We start from the raw sequence: 22,204 nt of genomic DNA, 5'->3' as shown, positions 1-22,204 counted from the left end.
CCACAAGTCTCGTCACGCAACCTTGTTCGCCATTATTTTTATGATCTGCCGATCAGTGTACTGCATCGACTGGCAGGCCAGCGCGCAAAGGTTGCGGATAGACTGTTCCACATCGTCGGCTACAATCCCCTCGTTGCCGGTAACCGCCGTATTATCCAGGGCCATCAAAACTGATTTCCATGCCGAAGCCGCGCTGGTGGAGACTTTCATCGCACAGCTATTGGAAGCACCATCACATATCATGCCGCTTACGTCGCCAATCATACTGCTGATGGCCATGGCGATAGTCCGATAGCTGCCGTTGATCATCCAGGCGATGCCCGCCGCCGACCCCATTGCCGCCGTTGTCGCAGCACACAGAGCAGACAGCGAAGGCAGCTGATAGTGGATATAGATTGCCGTCAGATGCGACAGAATCAGCGCACGCGTCAGCTGTTCACGATCGCATCCAAGATGTTCTGCGACCACGACCACCGGCATGGTTGCGGTAATGCCCTGATTGCCCGAGCCGGAGTTGCTCATAGCGGGAAGACAAGCCCCTCCCATTCGCGCATCAGATGCCGCGGTAGTGCGGATCAGAATGTCGCTCAACAGATCCTTCGCCAGCAGACCTCTTTCGCGCTGCCGTTGTAACGTCGAGCCTATATGCAAGCCATACTGAGCGCGAAGCCCTTCGCGGGACAGCTCGCCGTTCAGCAAAGCGGCATCCAGAATAAAACCGATCTCCTCCAGCGGCACACCTTCAGCAAACTCAACTATATCCCTAAGCGTAAAACGCTCGAGGTGATAAACCTGAACCTCTTCCTCGTGCTGAAGTCCCGCTTTGTTTTCATAGAGCACCGCACCATTTTTTTCTATTCTGGTGACGTTTGTATGTCCACCCGCAATGGTGACGGTGGCCGACTCATCTGCGGTAAAAATCTCAACGCAGCTATATAAAACCTCTTCACAGGGTTCCTGAATGGTGACCTGCACCCGGCCGCTGGCAAGCATGAGTTTAGCCGCTGCAATTGCTTTAACCGACGCGCTTTTCAGCACCTCCAGCCCCGTTTCGGGATCGCCGCCCAGCGCACCCACCGCTGCTGCAATGGGCAGGCCCACCATCCCAGTTCCAGGTACGGTGACGCCCATACCATTTTTCATCAGGTTGGGAGAAACTCTGGCTTCTATTCTCACAGGAGTGCCAGCCAGATGAGAGGCCGCAATTGCACTTGCTAACGCCAGTGATACAGGTTCAGTACAGCCTACGGCTGGCCTGACGTTTAGTTTGACAGCACGAATTAATTCAGCCCACTGCGGGTTCACTTCTGGATTTACCATTTTTTAGCCTTAACGCTTAGCACTTTACGATAGCCGTCCGGCTATCAGGAGAATGCAAGGAACGGAGAAACACATAGCAGGATCCCGGTAATAATAATTATCACCAGTGATACACCTTTATATTTATGTAATGCGGGCACTTTATAGACCAGCCATGCCGGAATAAGACAGCCAACCATGCCGAATATAGGGCTACAGATTGAAGTGAAGCTTAATACAGGTGCATTAAGTACAATGGCACTCCATGCCAGCAGAATGGCAAACACCATGATCCCGCGCTGCACTAACTTCTCGTTTATTTTTTCCTGCGGCATTCTGCGGCGTAAAATATTTATCACAATGCCCTGGGTAGCTTCACGAAAGCCGAGGTAGACTCCAAAGAATGCGGTCATTACGGCAAAAATATTCAGTACAACGCTAACGACGGTGACCCACGCACCGCTGCTGCCGTTAATAAACTGCGCGGCAATGGCGAGGGCTGAAATGTTCTGTTGATAGGCCTTAACTGCTTCGTCATGCCCCATGGCAAGCGTGAAGGAGACGGCGTAGAAAAAGACGGTAACAAAGAGAACGCCAAAGGCAATATTCATCGCGCGCAGCGCTTTAAAGCGGGCGACTTCACGTGATTTTTCTTTCGAGCGGTACGATATCACCATCGGGCTGAGAGTCTGAATAAACAGAATAGAGGTCAGCGTAAACGGCAGCGTGATGATTGCATTCTTGATAAGCAACCCCGCAGGTGGCAGCGTGCCTGCATTATATAAATGCCACAGGCCAATCATTGAGACGCCCAGCGCGGCAACGACAAGCAGCTTGGTGAGCACCATGAAGCTGGAGACTTTAAAAAGCAGCTTTTCCCCGCGTGATGATATGGCGACAAGTATGCAGATTAATACTAATCCGTAGAAGGGATTATCTGAGAGCAGCCCTTTGGTTACACCGAAGGTATGTAAATAGGAAGCGCTGTCGTTAGTGATGGCCGTGGAGTAAACGAACATCCAGATGACGAGCATAATAAAATAGAGCGCACCCAGCAGCACCCCCCAGTTTTTACCTAAATATCCGCTAATGACGCTGGGATAATCTTTACACTCCGGTGACTCCGCCAGAGTATTAATAAAGAGACGCTGGAAGAGATACATCGCCGGATAGCCAACAATTGACGAAAGTAAAAATACCCATAACCCCATCAGGCCGACCTGCACGGGTAAAAAAACAATCCCGGCACCAATTGCCATACCGATGCTCATAATAACCCAGCCAACATCCGTGCTGTCGAATTTCGTGGCTGCCTGCCATTCACTTTCCGTCATTCCGGCTCGTGCCGCCGCCGGTTTGTTTATAATTGCAATGCTTCCTGTTTCCATAACAATGCTCACTTATATGTGTAGGTTTAAAGTTGTTATTAATACAGAGTTTTTTCCGTGCAAATTTAAGCCGGAATTATTATTTTTGGAATAGATAAAGCTTGCTAAGAATAGCGCTGTATTGAGAGAAAAAATTTACTACTACTGACGGGCAAGCGCAGTGAAAGAGAAAATAATTCTCCATATAGTGAATAATCGTTACTTTTTAATATTGAGATAGCTAAATGGGGAGAATTGTATTTTTCACCCGCCGGGGTAAAGTTGTAACCAACTGATATTTAATGGTTTATAACTTCTTGTTTCTGAACGTTTCATTCATGCTGGCCAGCGGACTGTGAGCAAGCTCAACAACCTCCGTTAAAAGAGTGTGACGCCTCAAGCTCAACCCTTTGCGCGACCTCACACTCCGGCATCTGTTTAGCATCAACCTCTTTTTATTGTTGCAATAAAGTAACCGCTCAGCATTTTCCTCTACCGCCCGGCCTGATGATGACTTCAGGCATTACGTCAGCCGGTTTACCTGCGTTTCTCCGTTTTCGATGCCCAGTTCGTATAGCGTAAACGCCGTGTGCTTTTCGATAAGCTGCGCCAGCTCGCGGGAGTGGCTGGTCAGCCAGATTTGCGTATAGCGGCTGGCTTCGGCGATCAGACGCGCCAGGGCCGGGAGCATCAGCGGGTGAAGGCTGTTTTCCGGCTCGTTGAGGGCGATGAAACCCGGCGGGCGCGGGCTTAGCAACGCCACGGCCAGGCACAGGAAGCGCAGCGTCCCGTCGGAAAACTCGGCCGACTCAAGCGGACGGTTGATTCCCCGGCGGTTCATCATCATCTGGAAGCGGCCGCTGCCGTTATCGCAGAAGAAAGCGCACTCCGGGAAAGCTTCTTCCAGCACGGTAAACAGCAGTTCGCTGTCCCCTATTTCCACAATCGTCTGAAACGCCGCCGCCAGGTTTAATCCGTCGCCGCTGAGTATCGGTGAGCGATAGCCAACCTGCGGCAATCGCAGCCCGGCCCCCTTCGAGATATCAAACTCATGGTAAAAGCGCCAGTTGCGAAGCGTTTCCCGCGCGCTGGAGACTTCCGGGTAGAGATGCGGCTCACCGAGCTGGCCGAACAGCGATTCGTTTTCGTAGAGCGTGGCGGCGTGGGTGACCTTTTCGCCATTTACATTGTTCAGGAAAACGGTCTGGTTGCGCCGCTGCATGATGCTGGACGAAGGGCGGCGGCGAAAACCACTTAGCCAGATCTGCTCTTCTTTAACGATGGGATCGAGGCCGAACATGGTCGGATAAGGCAGCTTCTCCGGAAAGCCGACCTGCAGTTCATATTCGAAACTGTCCGTCTCTACGCCAAGCGTTATGCGCCGGGGCGCGCTGGCGTAGCCCTTTGCACGATCCCCCGCCCACATCGCCTTATGGATGCCGCCCTCGTCAGAAAGCCAGTGCGACAGCTGCCCGGTGGCCGCCCCGTGGATCAGGTGAATCGCCTTGTAGATATTGGATTTGCCGCAGCCGTTTGGCCCGAAGACGACGTTAAGACGTTCCAGATCGATGGATAATTTTCTGACGGAGCGGTAGTTATCGATATAGAGGGATTTAATCATCGCGATAGCTGTTCTGAGGTTCGGCTTTGATTATGGCAAAAAAAAACCGGGGATGGCTAAACCCCCGGTCTCTGAGACTGCGAAATTATTCGCCGCCGCTGCCTTTCACACGTTCGATGTTCGCACCCAGCGCCTGAAGCTTGGCTTCAATGCACTCATAGCCGCGATCGATGTGGTAGATACGGTCAACGATGGTTGTCCCTTCAGCGATACAGCCCGCCAGCACCAGGCTTGCGGAAGCGCGTAAATCCGTCGCCATGACCTGCGCGCCTGACAGCTTCTCGGTGCCGTGGCAGATAACGGTGTTGCTTTCGATTTCAGCGTGCGCGCCCATACGAATCAGTTCAGGCACGTGCATGAAGCGGTTTTCGAAGATGGTTTCGGTGATCACACCGGTCCCTTCCGCAACCAGGTTCAGCAATGTGAACTGGGCCTGCATATCGGTCGGGAAGCCAGGGTGCGGCGCAGTACGGAAATTGACAGCTTTCGGGCGCTTGCCGTGCATATCAAGGCTGATCCAGTCGTCGCCCACTTCGATGTCGGCACCTGCTTCACGCAGCTTGGCCAGCACCGCATCAAGCGTGTCCGGCTGTGCTTTATGGCAGACGATTTTGCCGCGGGAGATAGCGGCCGCGATCAGGAAAGTCCCGGTTTCGATACGGTCTGGCAGCACACGGTAGACGCCGCCGCCCAGGCGCTTAACGCCTTCGATGGTAATGCGGTCGCTGCCTGCGCCGGTGATTTTCGCACCCAGCGTGTTCAGGAAGTTTGCGGTATCAACGATTTCCGGCTCGCGCGCGGCGTTTTCGATGATGGTGGTGCCTTCCGCAAGCGTTGCTGCGCTCATGATGGTCACGGTGGCGCCAACGCTCACTTTATCCATCACGATGTGCGCGCCCTTCAGGCGGCCGTTTACGGAAGCTTTAACGTACCCTTCTTCCAGTTTGATCTCTGCGCCCAGCTGTTCCAGGCCGGAAATGTGTAAATCAACCGGACGAGCGCCGATAGCGCAGCCGCCCGGCAGAGAAACCTGGCCCTGGCCGAAACGTGCGACCAACGGTCCCAAAGCCCAGATAGAAGCGCGCATGGTTTTCACCAGATCGTACGGCGCACAGAAGATGTTCACCTGGCTTGCGTCGATGTAGACGGAGCCGTTGCGCTCAACTTTGGTGCCCAGCTGGCTGAGCAGCTTCATGGTGGTGTCGATGTCTTTCAGCTTAGGGACGTTCTGGATCTCAACCGGCTCTTCCGCCAGCAGGGCGGCGAACAGGATCGGCAGCGCGGCGTTCTTCGCCCCGCCGATGGTGACTTCACCGCTTAGCTGAGTGGGACCTTGTACACGAAATTTATCCATTGCAAAAATTCTCTATTGAATTCAAGTATTACAACCCGCCGTGGCGAATTGCTCAAAGACCATTTAGCTTGCGATCGCGGGCCCACTCCTGGGGAGTAAAGGTTTTGATCGACACGGCGTGAATCCGGTTATCGGCGATGAGTTCCATCAGCGGCGCATAGACCGTTTGCTGTTTTTTCACGCGACTTAACTCGCCGAACAGCTCTCCCACCGCAATCACCTGAAAGTGGCTACCGTCGCCGGAGACGTGAACTTCCTGGAGGGGCAGCGCGTTCATCAGCACTGTCTGAATTTCATGATTTTCCATGGGATATATATTCGTCGGTTAGTGAATTAGCCACACATCTTAGAGGAAAGTGGCGTCAGCTTAAATAAGCAAAAAGCCCCCGGGTCGGGCAGACCTGAGGGCGCGGAGAGTAACGCTATGAAATTATTGGTTTGCAAAGGCGGGGAGCAGGCCTTGCGGCAGGTTATAAAGTTGCACCAGCGTTTGCAGCTTGTCGCTGGCGCCGTGCAGCGTGACCTCATTACCCTGCCTGCGGGCCTGGGCAATCAGATGGATGAGCAGGGCAACCCCTGCGGTATCCACCCGAGATAAATCTGAAAGATCGAGCGACTGCACGCCGCCCATCACTTTGTGACGATCTGCCCACAGCGTCTGGACCGTTTCGCTGTCCAGCTCACCGGCAAGCCTCAGCGTGCTGCCCTCACGGGTCCAGCTCAGCTGTTCGCTCATTACTTTTTGTTTTCCAGGGTGATCGGCTGCTGTGAAATAGATTTCAGCTGCGCGGTCAGGCCGTCGATACCCTTGGTGCGCAGAATATCGCTCCACTCATTTTGCTTGGTGGTGATCATGCTGACGCCTTCGGCAATCATGTCGAACGCCTGCCAGTTACCGGTCTGGCTGTTCTTACGCCACTGGAAGTCCAGACGCACCGGCGGGCGGCCGTTTGGATCGATGATGGTGACGCGGATTGGGATGATGGTCGCATCGCCCAGCGGCTGTTCCGGGGCAATCTGATAGGACTGGCCGTTATACATTGCCAGCGCCTGGCCGTAGGCCTGCTTCAGGTACTCTTCGAACGCTTTGAAATAGGCGTCACGCTGTGCCGGGGTCGCATCTTTGTAGTAGCGGCCTAACACCAGCGCACCAGCGTATTTGATTTGCACGTATGGCAGCAGCTCCTGGCCGACGATATCGCGCAGATAGTTCGGATTCTGACGGATTTTTGGCTGCTCGGTTTTCAGACGGTCGAAGGTTTTCTGCGCCGCTTCGTTCATCAGTTTATAAGGATTAGTCTGGTCTGCCGACGCCATAGCGAAGGGTGCAATCACCAGCATGGCGATCATCACAAAACGTTTAAACATAATAACTTTCCTCGTTGATTAGTTCGTCGTGCCTGGCTGCGGCGAAGCTGCATCAGGCTGCACGGCCGCCGGCTGGTTATCCCCGGATTTCTGTTCGTCACCGTTCCCGCTCTTATACAGGAACTGACCGATCAGATCTTCGAGAACTAAGGCTGATTTGGTGTCCTGGATGGTGCCCCCGTCTTTAAGGATAGACGAGCCGAGCTCCGGGTCGTCAAAACCCAGGTTCAGCGCCAGGAACTGCTCCCCCAGCAGGCCGGAGGTCCTGATCGCCAGCGAGCTGGTGTCGGGAATGTGGTTGTAGCGCTGTTCGATTTCCATGGTGACGCGGGGAAGATAGGTCTTCTCATCAAGCGCGATGCTTTCAACACGGCCGATAACCACGCCGCCCAGACGAACCGGAGAACCGGTATTCAGGCCGCCAATATTGTCGAAGGTCGCATAGACGCGATAGGTCGGCTCGCTGCGTAACGAGGTGACGTTCGCCACTTTCAGACACAGGAAGATAATGGCCAGCAGCGCCACAATCAGAAACGCACCCACTCCAGTTTCAAATTTCTTTGTTTGCATGAACTCAATTCCCAAACATCAGTGCTGTGAGCACAAAATCAAGGCCAAGAACGGCCAGTGAAGCGTGCACAACGGTACGTGTCGTTGCCCGGCTGATCCCTGCGGACGTCGGAATAGCATCGTAACCATTAAATAACGCAATCCACGTTACGGTAATGGCAAACACCACGCTTTTAATGACACAGTTAACTAAATCGAGACGCCAGTTAACGGCGTTCTGCATCGCGGACCAGAAGAAACCGGCATCAATGCCCTTCCAGTTCACCCCGACCAGCGCGCCGCCCCAGACGCCCACCGCGACAAAAATCAGCGTCAGCAGCGGCAGAGAGATTACGCCCGCCCAGAAGCGCGGTGAGACAACGCGCCTGAGGGGGTCAACGGCCATCATCTCCATGCTGGAGAGCTGCTCGGTGGCTTTCATCAGGCCGATTTCTGCGGTCAGCGCCGATCCTGCCCGTCCGGCAAACAGCAGCGCGGCAACCACCGGCCCCAGCTCGCGAAGCAGCGAGAGCGCCACCAGCATGCCGAGGCTTGACTCCGCGCTGTAGGTGGTGAGGACCAGGTAACCCTGTAAACCCAGAACCATGCCGATAAACAGGCCGGAGACGACGATAATCACCAGCGAGAGCACGCCAACGTTATAGAGCTGGCGCACCAGCAGCGGCGCGTGTTTACGAAATTCCGGTTTCCCGACCACGGCGTTAAAGAGCATCAACCCGGCTCGCCCGAACGACGCGCAGGTTTTTAAGCCTCGCCGCCCGAACGATGCCAGTGCATTAAATAGCATAGTCCGCTAACTCCCTGTTTCAGATAATAGATCGGCCTGGTAATCCGCCGCTGGATAGCGGAATGGCACCGGGCCGTCCGCAATCCCGTCGAGGAACTGACGCACCCGAGGCTCCCGGTTGTCGCGAAGCGTTTCCGGGCTGCCCTCGGCCACGATGTGCTGGTCGGCGACGATATAGGCGTAGTCGGCAATGCTCAGCACCTCCGGCACGTCGTGGGAGACCACGATGCAGGTTACGCCTAAGGCGCTGTTTAGTTCAGAGATGAGTTTTACCAGCACGCCCATGGTAATGGGATCCTGGCCGACGAAAGGCTCGTCAAACATGATCAGGTCTGGCTCAAGCGCAATCGCACGGGCAAGCGCGGCGCGGCGGGCCATACCGCCGGACAGTTCAGACGGCATTAAATTCGCCGCGCCCCGCAGGCCAACGGCCTCAAGCTTCATCATGACCGTACTGCGCAGCAGCGGCTCCGGCAGACGACGGTGTTCGCGCAGCGGGTAAGCGACATTTTCAAAGACGTTGAGATCGGTAAACAGCGCCCCGGACTGGAACAGCATGCTCATGCGTTTACGCACGGTGAACAGGCGCGAACGCGACATCTCCGGGACGTTTTCACCGTCGAAAAGGATCTCGCCGCGTTCAGGGGCGATTTGCCCGCCAATCAGGCGCAGCAGCGTCGTCTTCCCTATGCCGGACGGGCCCATAATGGCCGTGATCTTGCCTCGCGGCACGGTCAGCGAGATGTTGTCGAAGATCTGCCGACTCCCCCGAGAGAAACTCACTCCGCGAATGTCGACCAGATTCGCCTCTGTCTGGCTCATCATCCTTCCTTTTAAAGAGTGTATGGGTAAAGCCTGATGCCAAAACGCAGTGGAAACCGATCATTTTTACAGAATATTACCTGCTGCGATTAGCGAAAGCTGGCATTTGTTTTACTTTTAGGGCGCTTAAAGTCAGAATTAAGGATTACTGGATACCCTTCAGATCTGCACGCCCGTCGGATATTTTCAGGCCCAGGACCGGCGATTATACCTGAATAAAGGATTTTGCATGCTGTTAGCTACGGCTCTGTTAATTATCGGTTTACTTCTGGTGGTCTATGGTGCCGACCGTCTGGTGTTTGCCGCTTCTATACTGTGCCGCAATGTCGGAATTCCGCCCCTGATTATTGGTATGACCGTCGTCAGCATCGGGACGTCCCTCCCGGAGATGATTGTCGCAGGCTCGGCGGCCCTGCACGGCCAGCTGGATCTGGCAGTTGGCACGGCGATAGGGTCGAATATCACTAACATTATGCTGATTCTGGGGCTGGCGGCGCTGCTGCACCCTTTTACCGTCAATTCCGATATCCTGCGCCGCGAATTGCCCCTAATGTTAGTCTTCAGCGACATCGCGGGCTTTCTTCTTTACGATAATCATCTGAGCCGGCTAAACGGCGCGCTGCTTATCGCGGCGGCGGTGCTCTATCTGCTGTTTATCGTTAAACTGGCGCGCCTGGCTGAAAAGCAGGGGCACGACAGCCTGACCAGAGAGCAAATTGCCGAGCTCCCCAGGGAGGGTAGCCTGTCCGTAGCGTTTTTGTGGCTCGCGGTAGCGCTGATTATTTTGCCAATGGCAACGCGCATGGTTATCGACAACGCCACCGTGCTGGCCAATTTCTTTGGCGTTAGCGAGCTGGTCATCGGCCTGACGGTGATTGCCATCGGTACCAGCCTGCCGGAGCTGGCCACCACCATCGCCGGGGCGCGGAAAGGCGAAGATGACATTGCTATCGGTAATATCATCGGATCGAATATATTTAATATTGTGTTCGTGCTGGGCATCCCGGCGCTCATTGCCCCGGGCGATATTGACCCGCTGGCCTTTGCCCGTGACTACTGGGTGATGTTAGCGGTTAGTGCCATTTTCGCCCTGTTTTGCTGGCGTAAGCCACGCTCTATCGGCAAGGCGACCGGCGCTCTGTTAACATGCGCCTTTATCGTATGGATCGTGATGCTGTGGTTTATGGCGTCACCAGTCGTTGGATAAATCGGAAACGGAAAATATGTCACACATAGAACTACAGCCGGGCTTTGACTTTCAACAGGCGGGAAAAGACGTCCTTAACATTGAACGTGAAGGCCTGGCGCAGCTCGATCAGTACATCAACGCTGATTTCTCCGCCGCCTGCGAGAAGATTTTCTACTGCCCGGGCAAAGTCGTCGTGATGGGCATGGGTAAATCCGGCCATATCGGTAAGAAAATGGCGGCGACCTTTGCCAGCACCGGAACACCGGCGTTCTTTGTTCATCCAGGTGAGGCGAGCCACGGCGATCTGGGCATGGTTTCCCCTCAGGACGTGGTGATTGCCATCTCCAACTCCGGTGAATCTAACGAAATCCTCGCGCTGATCCCCGTGCTGAAACGTCTTCAGGTGCCGCTAATTTGCATGACTGGCCGCCCTGAGAGCGCCATGGGCCGCGCGGCGGATATTCATCTGTGCATTAAAGTGCCGCAGGAAGCCTGCCCGCTGGGCCTGGCGCCAACCACCAGCACCACGGCGACGCTGGTCATGGGCGATGCCCTCGCGGTGGCGCTGCTGAAGGCTCGCGGCTTTACGCAGGAAGATTTTGCCCTGTCCCACCCTGGCGGCGCGCTGGGGCGTAAACTGTTACTGCGCGTCAACGATATCATGCACACCGGCGACGAAATTCCCCACGTCAGCAAAGACGCAACCCTGCGTGATGCGCTGCTGGAGATCACCCGTAAAAATATGGGCATGACCGTCATCTGCAACGACCTGATGAAGATCGAAGGGATTTTCACCGATGGTGACCTGCGCCGCGTCTTCGATATGGGTGTTGACCTGCATACCCTGAATATCGCCGACGTAATGACCGCAGGCGGCATCCGGGTGCGCCCGGGAACGCTTGCCGTCGATGCCCTGAACCTGATGCAGTCCCGCCATATCACCTCTGTTCTGGTAGCCGATGGCGACCAGCTGATTGGTGTGGTACATATGCATGACATGCTGCGCGCAGGCGTGGTTTAACAAAGGATTAGAATTAATGAGTAACCCTGAAGCGTCACTCGATACCTGCTATGGGCCAGTGAGTGCGCGCGTGATGGAGCGGGCAGCAAACGTGCGCTTGCTCATACTGGATGTGGACGGCGTCATGTCCGACGGCCTGATCTACATGGGCAACAGCGGCGAAGAGCTGAAGGCCTTTAACGTGCGGGATGGCTACGGCATCCGCTGCGCCCTCACCTCCGGTATTGAAGTCGCCATTATTACCGGTCGTAAAGCGAAGCTGCTTGAAGACCGCTGCGAGACGTTAGGCATCACCCATCTTTATCAGGGACAGTCCGATAAGCTGCTGGCTTTTCGTGACCTGTTGGATAAACTCGCGCTCTCGCCTGAACAGGTGGCCTACGTCGGTGACGACCTTATCGACTGGCCGGTGATGGCGGAAGTGGGGCTGAGCGTGGCGGTTGCCGATGCCCATCCCCTGCTTATTCCCCGCGCGGATTACGTAACCCGCATTCCGGGCGGACGCGGCGCGGTGCGTGAAGTCTGCGACCTGCTGTTACTGGCACAAGGAAAGCTTGATGAAGCCAAAGGGCTGTCCATATGAGTAAAACCAGGCGTTGGGTTATTATCCTGCTGTCGCTTGTGGCGCTGGTATTAATTGGTATTAACCTGGTGGACAAAGACGACGTCACTGCACCAACGGTGGCCACCAACGAGCCGACTTACCAGAGCGAACACTCCTCTACGGTTGTCTACAACCCTGAGGGGGCGCTGAATTATCGCCTGATTGCCGAGCACGTCGAGTACTTCTCCGACACGGCTATTTCGTGGTTCACCAAGCCGGTAATGACGCAGTACGATGAAAATAAAGTGGCAACCTGGTCATTAACTGCAGATCGCGCCAAACTAACCAATGACAGGATGCTTTATCTGTACGGGAACGTCGTGCTGACAGCCCTGACGCCGGATTCCCAGTTACGCAAAATTACCACAGACAATGCGCAGGTTAACTTAATCACTCAGGATGTCGCCTCTGATGATTTGGTGACGCTGTATGGCACGAGCTTTAACTCCAGCGGCATGAAAATGCGCGGAAACTTACGCAGCAAAAACGCCGAGCTGATTGAAAAGGTTAGAACATCCTATGAAATCCAGAATAAACAAACTAAGCCTTAGTTTAGCCCTGAGCAGTACACTTTTGGCCGCCAGCTTTTCGGCCTCTGCGCTGACCGGTGATACCGAGCAGCCCATTCACATTGAATCTGACCAGCAGTCTCTGGATATGCAGGGCAACGTCGTCACCTTCACCGGTAACGTCATCGTCACGCAGGGCAGCATCAAGATTAACGCCGACAAAGTTGTGGTCACCCGTCCGGGCGGCGAGCAGGGCAAAGAGGTGATTGACGGCTTCGGTAAGCCCGCCACGTTTTATCAGATGCAGGACAGCGGCAAGCCGGTTAAGGGCCACGCCTCTACCATGCATTACGAACTGCAAAACGACTTTGTGGTGCTGACGGGCGATGCGTTCCTTGAGCAGCTCGACAGCAATATCAAAGGCGACAAAATTACCTATCTCGTGAAAGAGCAAAAAATGCAGGCCTTCAGCGAGAAAGGCAAGCGCGTGACCACCGTTCTGGTGCCTTCACAGCTGCAGAACAAAGACGGCAAGGCGGCCCCGGCGCCCGCTCCGGCCCCTAAAAAGAGTAACTAATTCGTTATGGCAACTTTAATTGCGAAGAACCTCGCCAAGGCCTACAAAGGCCGCCGCGTGGTGGAAGACGTTAGCCTGACCGTAAAATCAGGTGAAATTGTCGGCCTGCTCGGCCCGAACGGCGCGGGGAAAACCACGACGTTTTATATGGTTGTGGGTATCGTGCCGCGCGACGCGGGTAACATCATCATTGATGACGAAGATATCAGTATGCTGCCGCTGCACGCCCGCGCGCGCCGCGGTATCGGCTATCTTCCGCAGGAAGCGTCTATTTTCCGCCGCCTGAGCGTGTTTGATAACCTGATGGCCGTGCTGCAAATCCGTGACGATCTGACCAGCGAACAGCGCGATGACCGTGCGAACGAGCTGATGGAAGAGTTCCACATTGAACATCTGCGCAATAACCTCGGCCAGTCCCTGTCCGGCGGTGAGCGCCGTCGTGTGGAAATCGCCCGCGCGCTGGCCGCTAATCCAAAATTTATTCTGCTGGATGAACCTTTTGCCGGCGTTGACCCAATTTCCGTTATCGACATCAAGCGAATCATCGAGCATTTACGCGACAGCGGCCTCGGTGTGCTGATAACTGACCACAACGTACGTGAAACCCTAGCGGTTTGTGAACGCGCTTACATCGTCAGCCAGGGCCATTTAATCGCCCACGGCACGCCGGGAGAAATCCTTGAGGACGAGCATGTTAAGCGCGTCTATCTGGGCGAAGAGTTCAGACTCTGATAGGGTAGGACGCATACACCTAAACATGTGGGGAAGTTCGCTCTGAATATGAAGCAAGGTTTGCAGTTACGGCTCAGCCAACAACTTGCTATGACTCCGCAGCTGCAGCAGGCTATTCGTCTGCTGCAATTGTCGACGCTGGAGCTACAGCAGGAACTTCAACAGGCGCTGGAGAATAATCCGCTGCTTGAGCAAACCGACCCGCATGAGGAAATCGACGCGCAGGAAGCCCGTGAAGACGAAGCGCTGGATATTCGCGATGCGCTGGAACAAAAAGAGATGCCCGAAGAGCTCCCGCTGGATACCAGCTGGGACGAAATCTACACGGCCGGCTCCCCTTCCGGCGCGGGGTCTGACTACAGCGACGATGAGCTCCCGGTCTACCAGGGCGAAACTACCCAGTCCCTCCAGGATTACCTGATGTGGCAGGTGGATCTGACGCCGTTCTCCGACACCGACACCGCTATTGCTACCTCTATCGTCGACGCCGTTGATGAAACGGGGTATCTCACCGTTTCCCTCGAAGAAATTCTGGAAAGCATGGGCGACGACGAAATCACCCTTGATGAGGTGGAAGCCGTCCTTAAACGCATTCAGCGTTTTGACCCTATCGGCGTTGCGGCGCGCGATCTGCGTGACTGTCTGCTGGTGCAGCTTTCCCAGTACGCCAAAGAGACACCCTGGCTCAATGAAGCCCGCCTGATCGTCAGCGAGCATCTCGACCTGCTGGCGAACCACGATTTCCGCAGCCTGATGCGCGTCACTCGTCTGAAAGAGGACGTGCTGAAAGAGGCTATGTGCCTGATCCAGTCCCTCGACCCGCGCCCCGGCCAGTCCATCCAGACCGGCGAACCGGAATACGTCATTCCCGACGTGCTGGTGCGTAAGCTCCAGGGGCATTGGACCGTCGAGCTCAATTCAGATAGCATTCCACGCCTGAAAATAAACCAGCAGTACGCAGCGCTGGGCAACAGCGGCCGTAACGACAGCGATTCGCAGTACATCCGCAGTAATCTGCAGGAAGCGAAATGGCTGATTAAGAGCCTTGAGAGCCGCAACGATACCCTGCTGCGCGTCAGCCGCTGTATCGTCGAGCAGCAGCAAGGTTTTTTCGAGCATGGCGAAGAACACATGCGGCCGATGGTGCTGGCGGATATCGCCCAGGCCGTAGAAATGCACGAATCCACCATCTCACGCGTGACCACGCAGAAGTATTTGCACAGCCCGCGTGGCATTTTTGAACTGAAATATTTCTTCTCCAGCCACGTGAACACCGAGGGCGGCGGCGAAGCCTCCTCCACGGCCATCCGTGCGCTGGTGAAGAAGTTAATTGCGGCGGAAAACCCTGCGAAACCTCTGAGCGACAGCAAGTTAACGACTATGCTTTCAGATCAAGGCATTATGGTTGCACGCCGCACCGTTGCGAAGTACCGAGAGTCTTTATCCATACCACCGTCAAACCAGCGTAAGCAGCTCGTTTGACTCTACTGATAAGGAAGACACTATGCAGCTCAACATTACCGGACAAAACGTCGAGATCACGGACGCACTGCGCGATTTTGTGAATGCGAAGTTTGCCAAACTGGAGCAGTACTTCGAACGCATCAATCAGGTCTATATTGTTTTAAAAGTAGAAAAGGTCACCCATCTGGCGGATGCTACGCTCCATGTTAACGGGGGTGAATTACATGCCAGCGCCGAAGGGCAGGACATGTATGCGGCCATTGATGGCCTGATCGATAAACTGGCTCGCCAGTTAACTAAACATAAAGATAAACTAAAACAACACTGATAATCCGGGTATCTGTTTGCGCCTCGACGGCTCGTTATCCCGTGGTAACGGGCCGTTAGCATTACAGGGTGCTTAGGTGAACTTATGATGAACAACGATTCCGCTCTACAACTTAGTCAGGTCCTTAACCAGGAATGTACCCGCAGCAGCGTGCATTGCCAGAGCAAGAAGCGCGCTCTGGAAATCATCAGCGAACTGGCTGCTAAGCAGCTTGGTCTGCCGCCGCAGGTCGTCTTTGAAGCCGTACTTACCCGCGAACGTATGGGCAGTACCGGCATCGGCAACGGCATCGCCATTCCGCACGGTAAGCTTGAGGAAGATACCCTGCGCGCCGTTGGGGTGTTTATTCAGCTGGAAACGCCTATCGCGTTTGATGCGATAGACAATCAGCCGGTCGATCTGCTTTTTGCCCTGCTGGTGCCGGCCGATCAGACCAAAACGCACCTGCACACGCTTTCGCTGGTAGCCAAACGCCTGGCGGATAAAACCATCTGTCGTCGCCTGCGTGGCGCACAAAGCAATGAAGAGCTTTATCAGATCATTACCGAGTCAGAACAGGGTAGTGAAAGTGAATAATCCGGCGGCTCAGACGCTATTGTCACCGCCTGATATCTCGGGAGAATAAATACATGGTGCTGATGATTGTCAGCGGCCGCTCAGGTTCAGGGAAGTCTGTAGCCTTGCGTGCACTGGAAGATATGGGATTCTACTGTGTCGATAACCTGCCAGTGGTGCTGCTGCCGGATCTCGCGAAAACCCTCGCGGAGCGGCAGATCTCGGCGGCAGTCAGCATCGACGTGCGAAACATGCCGGAAAACCCGGAGATTTTCGAACAGGCGATGACTAACCTGCCGGACGCCTTCTCCCCGCAGCTGCTGTTCCTGGATGCGGACCGCAACACGCTGATTCGCCGCTACAGCGACACGCGCCGTCTGCATCCTCTTTCCAGCAAAAACCTCTCGCTTGAAAGCGCCATCGATGAAGAAAGCGATCTGTTAGAGCCGCTCAAATCTCGTGCTGATCTGATCATCGACACGTCCGAGATGTCGGTACACGAGCTGGCCGAAATGCTGCGTACCCGCCTGCTGGGCAAACGTGAGCGTGAGCTGACGATGGTCTTTGAATCCTTCGGCTTCAAGCACGGCATTCCCATCGATGCCGACTACGTGTTTGACGTGCGCTTCCTGCCGAACCCGCACTGGGATCCGAAGCTGCGCCCGATGACCGGCCTGGACCGCCCGGTGGCGGCATTCCTCGACCGCCACACAGAAGTACACAATTTTATCTACCAGACCCGTAGCTACCTTGAGCTATGGTTACCGATGCTGGAAACCAACAACCGCAGCTACCTGACCGTGGCTATCGGCTGTACCGGTGGTAAGCACCGCTCGGTCTATATTGCCGAGCAGCTGGCCGACTACTTCCGCTCGCGCGGTAAGAACGTTCAGTCTCGTCATCGTACGCTGGAAAAACGTAAAACATGACCGTAAAACATACCGTTGAGATCACCAATAAGCTGGGCATGCACGCGCGCCCGGCCATGAAACTGTTTGAGCTGGTGCAGAGCTTTGATGCGGAAGTGATGCTGCGCAATGAAGCGGGCACCGAGGCCGAGGCCAGCAGCGTGATTGCGCTGCTGATGCTGGATTCGGCCAAGGGCGGGCAGATCGAAGTGGAGGTCACCGGCCCGCAGGAAGAGCAGGCGCTGGCAGCGGTGGTCGCGCTGTTCAACGCCGGTTTTGACGAAGACTAACTTATTTCAAATCATGCTGCGCCAGGAACGACTCCCCACCCAGCTGGCGCATCTGCCTTAGAATCCACTGCTGACGCTGTCCCACGTAGCCAGAAGGCGCATTCGCTTTAAAACGGATCGGATTAGGCAGCACCGCGGCAAGCAGAGCGGCTTCCGATGCCGTTAAACGGCTCGCAGGCTTGTGGAAATAACGCTGCGCGGCGGCTTCAACGCCAAACGTACCTTCGCCAAATTCCGCGATATTCAGGTAGACGGTCAGTATTCGGCGTTTGGTCCACACCACCTCCATTCCCAGCGTCAGCCCGGCCTCCAGGCCTTTGCGCACCCAGCTGCGCCCGTCCCATAAAAAGAGATTCTTCGCGGTTTGCTGGGAGAGCGTGGACGCGCCGCGAATGCGGGATTCATTGCGCTCGTTGTGCGAAATTGCCTTTTCGATAGAGTCCATATCAAAGCCCCAGTGCTCCGGGAACTTCTGGTCTTCGGCGGCCATCACCGCCAGCGGCATCCACGGGGAGATCTCGTCCATGCTCACCCAGTCGGAATGGGCAACGTAGCTGAAATCGCCCGTCAGCCAGGCGCCAAGCTGTCGCTCGACCATTACCGCCGAAAACGGCACCGGCAGGAAGCTGAAGAGCAGAATGCCTGCTATCCATACGCCGATCACGGCCAGCACGGCGCGCAGGGCCCAGCGCTTTATCTGCATCCAGGTGGAAAAGCGACCTTTCCTCATGCGTTCAGATCCAGCACGGAGAACCCGAATTTACCGTCGTCAAAGTGGCCAGCCGCCACGCCTGTTTTCGTCATTAGTACGTCCCTTTTTCGTCATGCGGCCACCATTATTAGCCTGAATAATTTGGCCGCTGTGGCTCACACATTTTACTGATTCATGTAACAAAGTTTGTAGGGTTTGCTATCTTAAATGCTGAGCATCCCGCGAATTGCAGGCTGCGCAGCCTGATTCCCACCTATAAAAACTCAGCGCAGCCTCCAGGTTTCCCTGGTGTTGGCGCAGTATTCGCGCACCCCGGTCTATCCGGGGTCATTTTTTGGCGTTTGCGGCGACCCACGCCCTGAGCACGTCCACGTCGTGCTGCCACTCCTGCTTCAGCTCTTCAATCCATTCACCCACATTATCAGACCAGGCAGGTAAATCCGGCGACTGGATCTGCTGGGCAACCTGCTGCAGATGACGCAAGCCCACCGAACCGGCCGCTCCTTTGATTTTATGCCCCTCTTCCACGACGCCCTTCTGGTCGCGGGCGGTCATGTTGGAGTCCAGGATGCTTAAATAGCCCGGCATCATCTTTTCAAACATTGCCAGCCCGTCGGTGATGAGCTTCGGTCCAACCAGCTCCATGTACTGTTCGAGCATCGGTATATCGAGTAACGCCTGCTGCTTGCTGCTGTCAACTTGAGTCATTACAGGTTCCTTCTCAGGGTCAGACTGTTGGTTATCCCAGAATTTCTGGATGACCGCCATCAGCGCCGGCACCGCCAGCGGCTTGCTGAGCACGTCATCCATGCCAGCGTTCAGATACTCTTTTTTGTCCTTCAGCACGTTTGCCGTCAGCGCCACCAGCGGCGGCAAATCCTCTTTGGCAAAGCGGACGTTAAGTTCGCGGGAGATATCCAGCCCGGTCATGTCCGGCAGCTGAATATCCAGCAGGACGAGGTCGTATTCACCGGGCGTAAACTTCTCAAGCGCTTCTTTGCCCGTCATAGCCACATCGACGCTGTTGCCGAGCTTTTCCAGCACCGAGCGGGCAACAATCACGTTCAGCTCGATATCTTCCACCAGCAGAACGTGCAGCGCAGGCAGCGGCATCTCGTCGTCGTCCAGCGTGTCCTCTACTTCTTCCGCCACGCGCGGAGCCTGCACCGTAAGGGTGAACAGCGCCCCTGCGCCCGGCTCGCTGCTGACGGTAATATCGCCGCCCATGCTTTTCGCCAGGCGGCGGGAGACCGCAAGGCCTATCCCGGTGCCTGTGGCAGGCTTGCCGCCCTTGCTGTCTTTCACCTGGTAATACATGGCGAAGATCTTGTCCTGCTCGTTCTGCGGGATGCCAATCCCGGAATCCTGCACCTCAAAACGCAGCTGATTTTCGTTTTCATACCGCACGCGCACCGTGACCTGCCCGTCTTTCGGGGTAAATTTCACGGCGTTGCTGATGAGATTCCAGAGGATCTGGCGCAGGCGGGTGCCGTCGGTCACCACTTTATGCGGCAGCGGAAGAGCTGGCTCCATCACAAAACGCAGGCCTTTCTGCTGCGCCTGCAGCCCGGAGAGGTTTTCCAGGTCCGCCAGGAAGCTGGTGAAGTCCACCTGCTGGTTGTCCAGCTGCACTTTGTGACGCTCAAGCTTATCCATATCGATAATATCGTTGAAAATATTGCCCAGCGTGATGGCCGAAACGTGGATGGTTTTCAGGTAGTTGGTCTGCTCGGCGTTCAGTTCGGTATCCAGCAGGATACGGCTTAAGCCGACGATGCCGTTAAGCGGCGTGCGCAGCTCGTGGCTGATGGTAGAGATAAAGGTAGTCTTATCCCGGCTGGCGCGCTCTAACGCGTCCTGGTAGCGCTTACGCTCGGTAATATCGCGTCCAAAGCCCATCAGGCCGTGGCGCTTACCCACGCGGTCATAATAAGGCACTTTGCGGATTTCAAAGCAGGCTTTGCGCCCGTCCGGATAATCCAGCCACTGTTCATAGGTCAGAGAGACGTTGTGGCGGAAGACTTTCTCGTCGGTTTCAATGACCTTCTGCGCCGCCTCCGGCGAGTAGACGTCCTGCGGCTTCAGGTTGACCAGCTGCTTTTCGCTTTTGCCGGTCAGCAGCTCCATGGCGCGGTTACAGCCCGAGAACTCTTTGTCTTCGTTGCGGTAGAAGACCAGGTCCGGCGAGGCGTCCAGGAAGGAGCGCAGGAAGGAGGACTGCTGCTCCAGCAGGATTTGGGTCTCTTCACGCTCTTGCATCTCTACCTTGAGCTGCTCGAGCATGGTCTGACGCTCGTCCTCCGCCTTCACGCGGTCGGCAATCTCCTGGTTCAGCTGGGCGATGTTGTCCTTGAGCTGCACGTTTAGCTTCAGGTCGCGCTCGCGCATCTCCTCCAGCTTTTCAACCAGCTTTGACAGCCGCTGCCGCGACTCTTCGAGCTGCTCGACAACCACTGAAAGGAAGTAAACGGCCCAGGGCGTGATCAGCAGGCCGAAGAAAATTGAACGCACGACATCGATGCTTTCGACTTCGCCGCGCAGCAGCATGGTGACCGCCATCTGCACGATAATCGCCAGCACCACCAGGGCCGAGGCCAACAGCAGGGAGAAGCGAACCAGCCCCAGCTTCACCATTAAATCAACGTAGTACTGCGCCAGTAACCGGATTTGCTTCATGGAACGTTTCCTTCGCCAACAATTCGCTAAATATACCGCAAAAAGACGTGGCGCTCAGGAATTACGAGACGAGAGTGGGATCCCAGGGGGTATTCAGCCCGGAGCCCTGGGGGCCAAACTCCTGCAAATATTTGTCGATGGCCGCCATGCCAGCCCAGCGGTTCTCGCACCAAAGGGGCGCCAGCAGGGTCGGACGACGCGCATTGGCGGAAATTCGATGATAGACGACGTCCAGCGGCGTATGGCGGATCATCTCCCCTGCGGTTACAGCATATTCTTGCAGTTCGATCCCCTGCAAACGCCCCGCCTGCCAGCTCTTCGCCATAGTGCTGCCCTCAACAATATGCAGCGGATGAAGCTTGATGCCGTCCACGCCCGTCTCCACCACGCGCTCCAGCGTTTCCATGCAGTGCTGCTGCCCTTCTCCCGGCAGCCCGACGATAAGATGGCTGCATACTTTCAGGCCGCGCAGGCGGGCGCGGCGCGTTGTTTCCTGGTAGCAGGCGAAATCGTGACCGCGATTAATGCGGCGCAGGGTTTTGTCGTGCGCCGTCTGCAGCCCCAGCTCCAGCCAGACCTCGTAGCCACGGTCATGGTATTCACTTAATAAATCCAGAACGCTTTCCGGCACGCAGTCCGGGCGGGTGCCCACGCACAGCCCTACGATGTTGGTCTGCGCCACCGCTTCCTGATACATCGAACGCAGCACCTGAACTTCCGCCCATGTGCTGGTATAGGCCTGGAAATAGGCCAGATAGTGCTGGGCACGGTCCGCGAGCTTCGCCTGATGGGCAAGCTGGTCGGCAATCGACTTATGCTGCTGGGTTTCATCGGCAAAAGAGGCCACGTTGCAGAAAGTGCATCCGCCGCGTCCGATGGTGCCGTCGCGGTTCGGACAGCTGAAGCCGCCGTGGAGGGAGAGCTTATGGACTTTGTGCCCGTAGCGGCGGGTAAGATCGCCGCCAAACATATTGACTAATTTCTGTAACTGCATAATCTGTTGGGCCGGCCCGAGAAAGGGACGTAGCCTGCCATTTTCTGCACCACGACGCGATGACCTGGATCAAGCGTACTGGCGCAGCTTTAGCTATTGAATAACCATTCACAATTAGTGCAATTCTACGCACGATGCAGATGATTACTTTTCCTTATACTGCGACCTTCTTTTCAAAGAATATGCCCGCTGGTGAAAAACAGTGTCATGCAGTACGCCCAGGCCTATTAGCAGCATAACGTGCTGGTAAAATTACTGGTGCCAGCATGGACTGTAATTTCGTTGCCTTTCAGACAGTGAGAGAGATCACAGAACCCGCCTCGTTTACGGGTGCGTCACGCGTGCCAAAACGATTAGAAATATCTTTATATTCAGCGCGTTAAGCATCGTTTAGCACAATTACGCATAAATAAGAATGACATTTGACCTGTGTACGCTTTCCCGATAAGTTGGAAAT

Annotated in this window: 24 protein-coding genes; 11 read left to right on the top strand and 13 right to left on the bottom strand. The window is 55.4% G+C overall.

Annotated features, from left to right (window positions below):
* Positions 1-12: 12 nt before the first annotated feature.
* From AAE045_RS19240 to mlaF, 10 genes are all read right to left on the bottom strand, one after another.
* A complete protein-coding gene (locus tag AAE045_RS19240; RefSeq protein WP_455549083.1) occupies positions 13-1,320 on the bottom strand; it encodes an L-cysteine desulfidase family protein in 1,308 nt (435 codons plus the stop codon).
* A 44-nt stretch (positions 1,321-1,364) separates the two neighbouring features.
* Positions 1,365-2,687, bottom strand: coding sequence for a hypothetical protein (locus tag AAE045_RS19235; protein ID WP_455549082.1), 1,323 nt, complete (start codon positions 2,685-2,687; stop codon positions 1,365-1,367).
* A gap of 502 nt (positions 2,688-3,189) precedes the next feature.
* Entirely contained in the window at positions 3,190-4,287 is a 1,098-nt protein-coding gene (locus AAE045_RS19230) for an AAA family ATPase (protein WP_455549081.1), read from the bottom strand.
* Positions 4,288-4,372: 85 nt separating this feature from the next.
* On the bottom strand, positions 4,373-5,641 hold the full coding sequence (gene murA, locus AAE045_RS19225) for a UDP-N-acetylglucosamine 1-carboxyvinyltransferase (RefSeq protein WP_455549080.1): 1,269 nt from the start codon (positions 5,639-5,641) through the stop codon (positions 4,373-4,375).
* Between the two features lie 52 nt (positions 5,642-5,693).
* Positions 5,694-5,948, bottom strand: coding sequence for a BolA family iron metabolism protein IbaG (ibaG, locus tag AAE045_RS19220; protein ID WP_455549079.1), 255 nt, complete (start codon positions 5,946-5,948; stop codon positions 5,694-5,696).
* 123 nt (positions 5,949-6,071) lie between these two features.
* Positions 6,072-6,377 (bottom strand): lipid asymmetry maintenance protein MlaB, encoded by a 306-nt coding sequence (gene mlaB / locus AAE045_RS19215; RefSeq protein WP_455549078.1) that lies wholly within the window; start codon positions 6,375-6,377, stop codon positions 6,072-6,074.
* Complete coding sequence (mlaC, locus tag AAE045_RS19210) at positions 6,377-7,009, bottom strand: phospholipid-binding protein MlaC (RefSeq protein ID WP_455549077.1); 633 nt, start codon at positions 7,007-7,009, stop codon at positions 6,377-6,379. Before mlaC ends, mlaB begins: the two co-directional genes overlap by 1 nt.
* A gap of 18 nt (positions 7,010-7,027) precedes the next feature.
* The gene (gene mlaD, locus AAE045_RS19205) at positions 7,028-7,579 is read right to left on the bottom strand and encodes an outer membrane lipid asymmetry maintenance protein MlaD (RefSeq protein WP_455549076.1); all 552 of its coding nucleotides are present in this window, start codon (positions 7,577-7,579) and stop codon (positions 7,028-7,030) included.
* A 4-nt stretch (positions 7,580-7,583) separates the two neighbouring features.
* Positions 7,584-8,366 (bottom strand): lipid asymmetry maintenance ABC transporter permease subunit MlaE, encoded by a 783-nt coding sequence (mlaE, locus tag AAE045_RS19200; RefSeq protein WP_455549075.1) that lies wholly within the window; start codon positions 8,364-8,366, stop codon positions 7,584-7,586.
* A gap of 6 nt (positions 8,367-8,372) precedes the next feature.
* Entirely contained in the window at positions 8,373-9,188 is an 816-nt protein-coding gene (gene mlaF / locus AAE045_RS19195) for a phospholipid ABC transporter ATP-binding protein MlaF (protein ID WP_455549074.1), read from the bottom strand.
* A gap of 229 nt (positions 9,189-9,417) precedes the next feature.
* Here mlaF and AAE045_RS19190 point away from each other — a divergent pair, with 229 nt between their 5' ends.
* The 11 genes from AAE045_RS19190 to npr all read left to right on the top strand — a co-directional run bounded on the left by AAE045_RS19190 (position 9,418) and on the right by npr (position 17,365).
* The gene (locus tag AAE045_RS19190; RefSeq protein WP_455549073.1) at positions 9,418-10,395 is read left to right on the top strand and encodes a calcium/sodium antiporter; all 978 of its coding nucleotides are present in this window, start codon (positions 9,418-9,420) and stop codon (positions 10,393-10,395) included.
* 16 nt (positions 10,396-10,411) lie between these two features.
* On the top strand, positions 10,412-11,398 hold the full coding sequence (kdsD, locus tag AAE045_RS19185; protein WP_455549072.1) for an arabinose-5-phosphate isomerase KdsD: 987 nt from the start codon (positions 10,412-10,414) through the stop codon (positions 11,396-11,398).
* A 16-nt stretch (positions 11,399-11,414) separates the two neighbouring features.
* A complete protein-coding gene (gene kdsC, locus AAE045_RS19180; RefSeq protein WP_455549071.1) occupies positions 11,415-11,981 on the top strand; it encodes a 3-deoxy-manno-octulosonate-8-phosphatase KdsC in 567 nt (188 codons plus the stop codon).
* On the top strand, positions 11,978-12,553 hold the full coding sequence (gene lptC / locus AAE045_RS19175; RefSeq protein ID WP_455549070.1) for an LPS export ABC transporter periplasmic protein LptC: 576 nt from the start codon (positions 11,978-11,980) through the stop codon (positions 12,551-12,553). Before kdsC ends, lptC begins: the two co-directional genes overlap by 4 nt.
* A complete protein-coding gene (gene lptA / locus AAE045_RS19170; RefSeq protein WP_455549069.1) occupies positions 12,522-13,088 on the top strand; it encodes a lipopolysaccharide ABC transporter substrate-binding protein LptA in 567 nt (188 codons plus the stop codon). The genes lptC and lptA overlap by 32 nt, the downstream gene beginning before the upstream one ends.
* A 6-nt stretch (positions 13,089-13,094) precedes the next feature.
* Entirely contained in the window at positions 13,095-13,820 is a 726-nt protein-coding gene (gene lptB, locus AAE045_RS19165; protein WP_455426703.1) for an LPS export ABC transporter ATP-binding protein, read from the top strand.
* A gap of 48 nt (positions 13,821-13,868) precedes the next feature.
* Positions 13,869-15,302: an RNA polymerase factor sigma-54 gene (gene rpoN / locus AAE045_RS19160; RefSeq protein WP_455549068.1), complete on the top strand. Its 1,434-nt coding sequence runs from the start codon at positions 13,869-13,871 to the stop codon at positions 15,300-15,302.
* Positions 15,303-15,324: 22 nt separating this feature from the next.
* Positions 15,325-15,612 (top strand): ribosome hibernation promoting factor, encoded by a 288-nt coding sequence (gene hpf / locus AAE045_RS19155; RefSeq protein WP_121266403.1) that lies wholly within the window; start codon positions 15,325-15,327, stop codon positions 15,610-15,612.
* An 84-nt stretch (positions 15,613-15,696) separates the two neighbouring features.
* On the top strand, positions 15,697-16,188 hold the full coding sequence (ptsN, locus tag AAE045_RS19150) for a PTS IIA-like nitrogen regulatory protein PtsN (RefSeq protein WP_455549067.1): 492 nt from the start codon (positions 15,697-15,699) through the stop codon (positions 16,186-16,188).
* Positions 16,189-16,241: 53 nt separating this feature from the next.
* A complete protein-coding gene (gene rapZ, locus AAE045_RS19145) occupies positions 16,242-17,096 on the top strand; it encodes an RNase adapter RapZ (RefSeq protein WP_121266407.1) in 855 nt (284 codons plus the stop codon).
* A complete protein-coding gene (npr, locus tag AAE045_RS19140) occupies positions 17,093-17,365 on the top strand; it encodes a PTS phosphocarrier protein NPr (RefSeq protein WP_202306127.1) in 273 nt (90 codons plus the stop codon). The genes rapZ and npr overlap by 4 nt, the downstream gene beginning before the upstream one ends.
* A gap of 1 nt (position 17,366) precedes the next feature.
* Here the strand turns inward: npr and mtgA are convergent, their stop codons facing one another.
* The 3 genes from mtgA to AAE045_RS19125 all read right to left on the bottom strand — a co-directional run bounded on the left by mtgA (position 17,367) and on the right by AAE045_RS19125 (position 21,747).
* Entirely contained in the window at positions 17,367-18,095 is a 729-nt protein-coding gene (mtgA, locus tag AAE045_RS19135) for a monofunctional biosynthetic peptidoglycan transglycosylase (protein WP_455549066.1), read from the bottom strand.
* A gap of 309 nt (positions 18,096-18,404) precedes the next feature.
* Positions 18,405-20,753: an aerobic respiration two-component sensor histidine kinase ArcB gene (arcB, locus tag AAE045_RS19130; protein ID WP_455549065.1), complete on the bottom strand. Its 2,349-nt coding sequence runs from the start codon at positions 20,751-20,753 to the stop codon at positions 18,405-18,407.
* A gap of 61 nt (positions 20,754-20,814) precedes the next feature.
* Positions 20,815-21,747: a TIGR01212 family radical SAM protein gene (locus AAE045_RS19125; protein ID WP_455549064.1), complete on the bottom strand. Its 933-nt coding sequence runs from the start codon at positions 21,745-21,747 to the stop codon at positions 20,815-20,817.
* Positions 21,748-22,204 lie beyond the last annotated feature (457 nt).

Origin of the sequence: Dryocola clanedunensis, assembly GCF_038405435.1 — a bacterium.
GTDB lineage: Bacteria > Pseudomonadota > Gammaproteobacteria > Enterobacterales > Enterobacteriaceae > Dryocola > Dryocola clanedunensis_A.
This window is presented reverse-complemented; position numbering and strand designations above follow the sequence as displayed.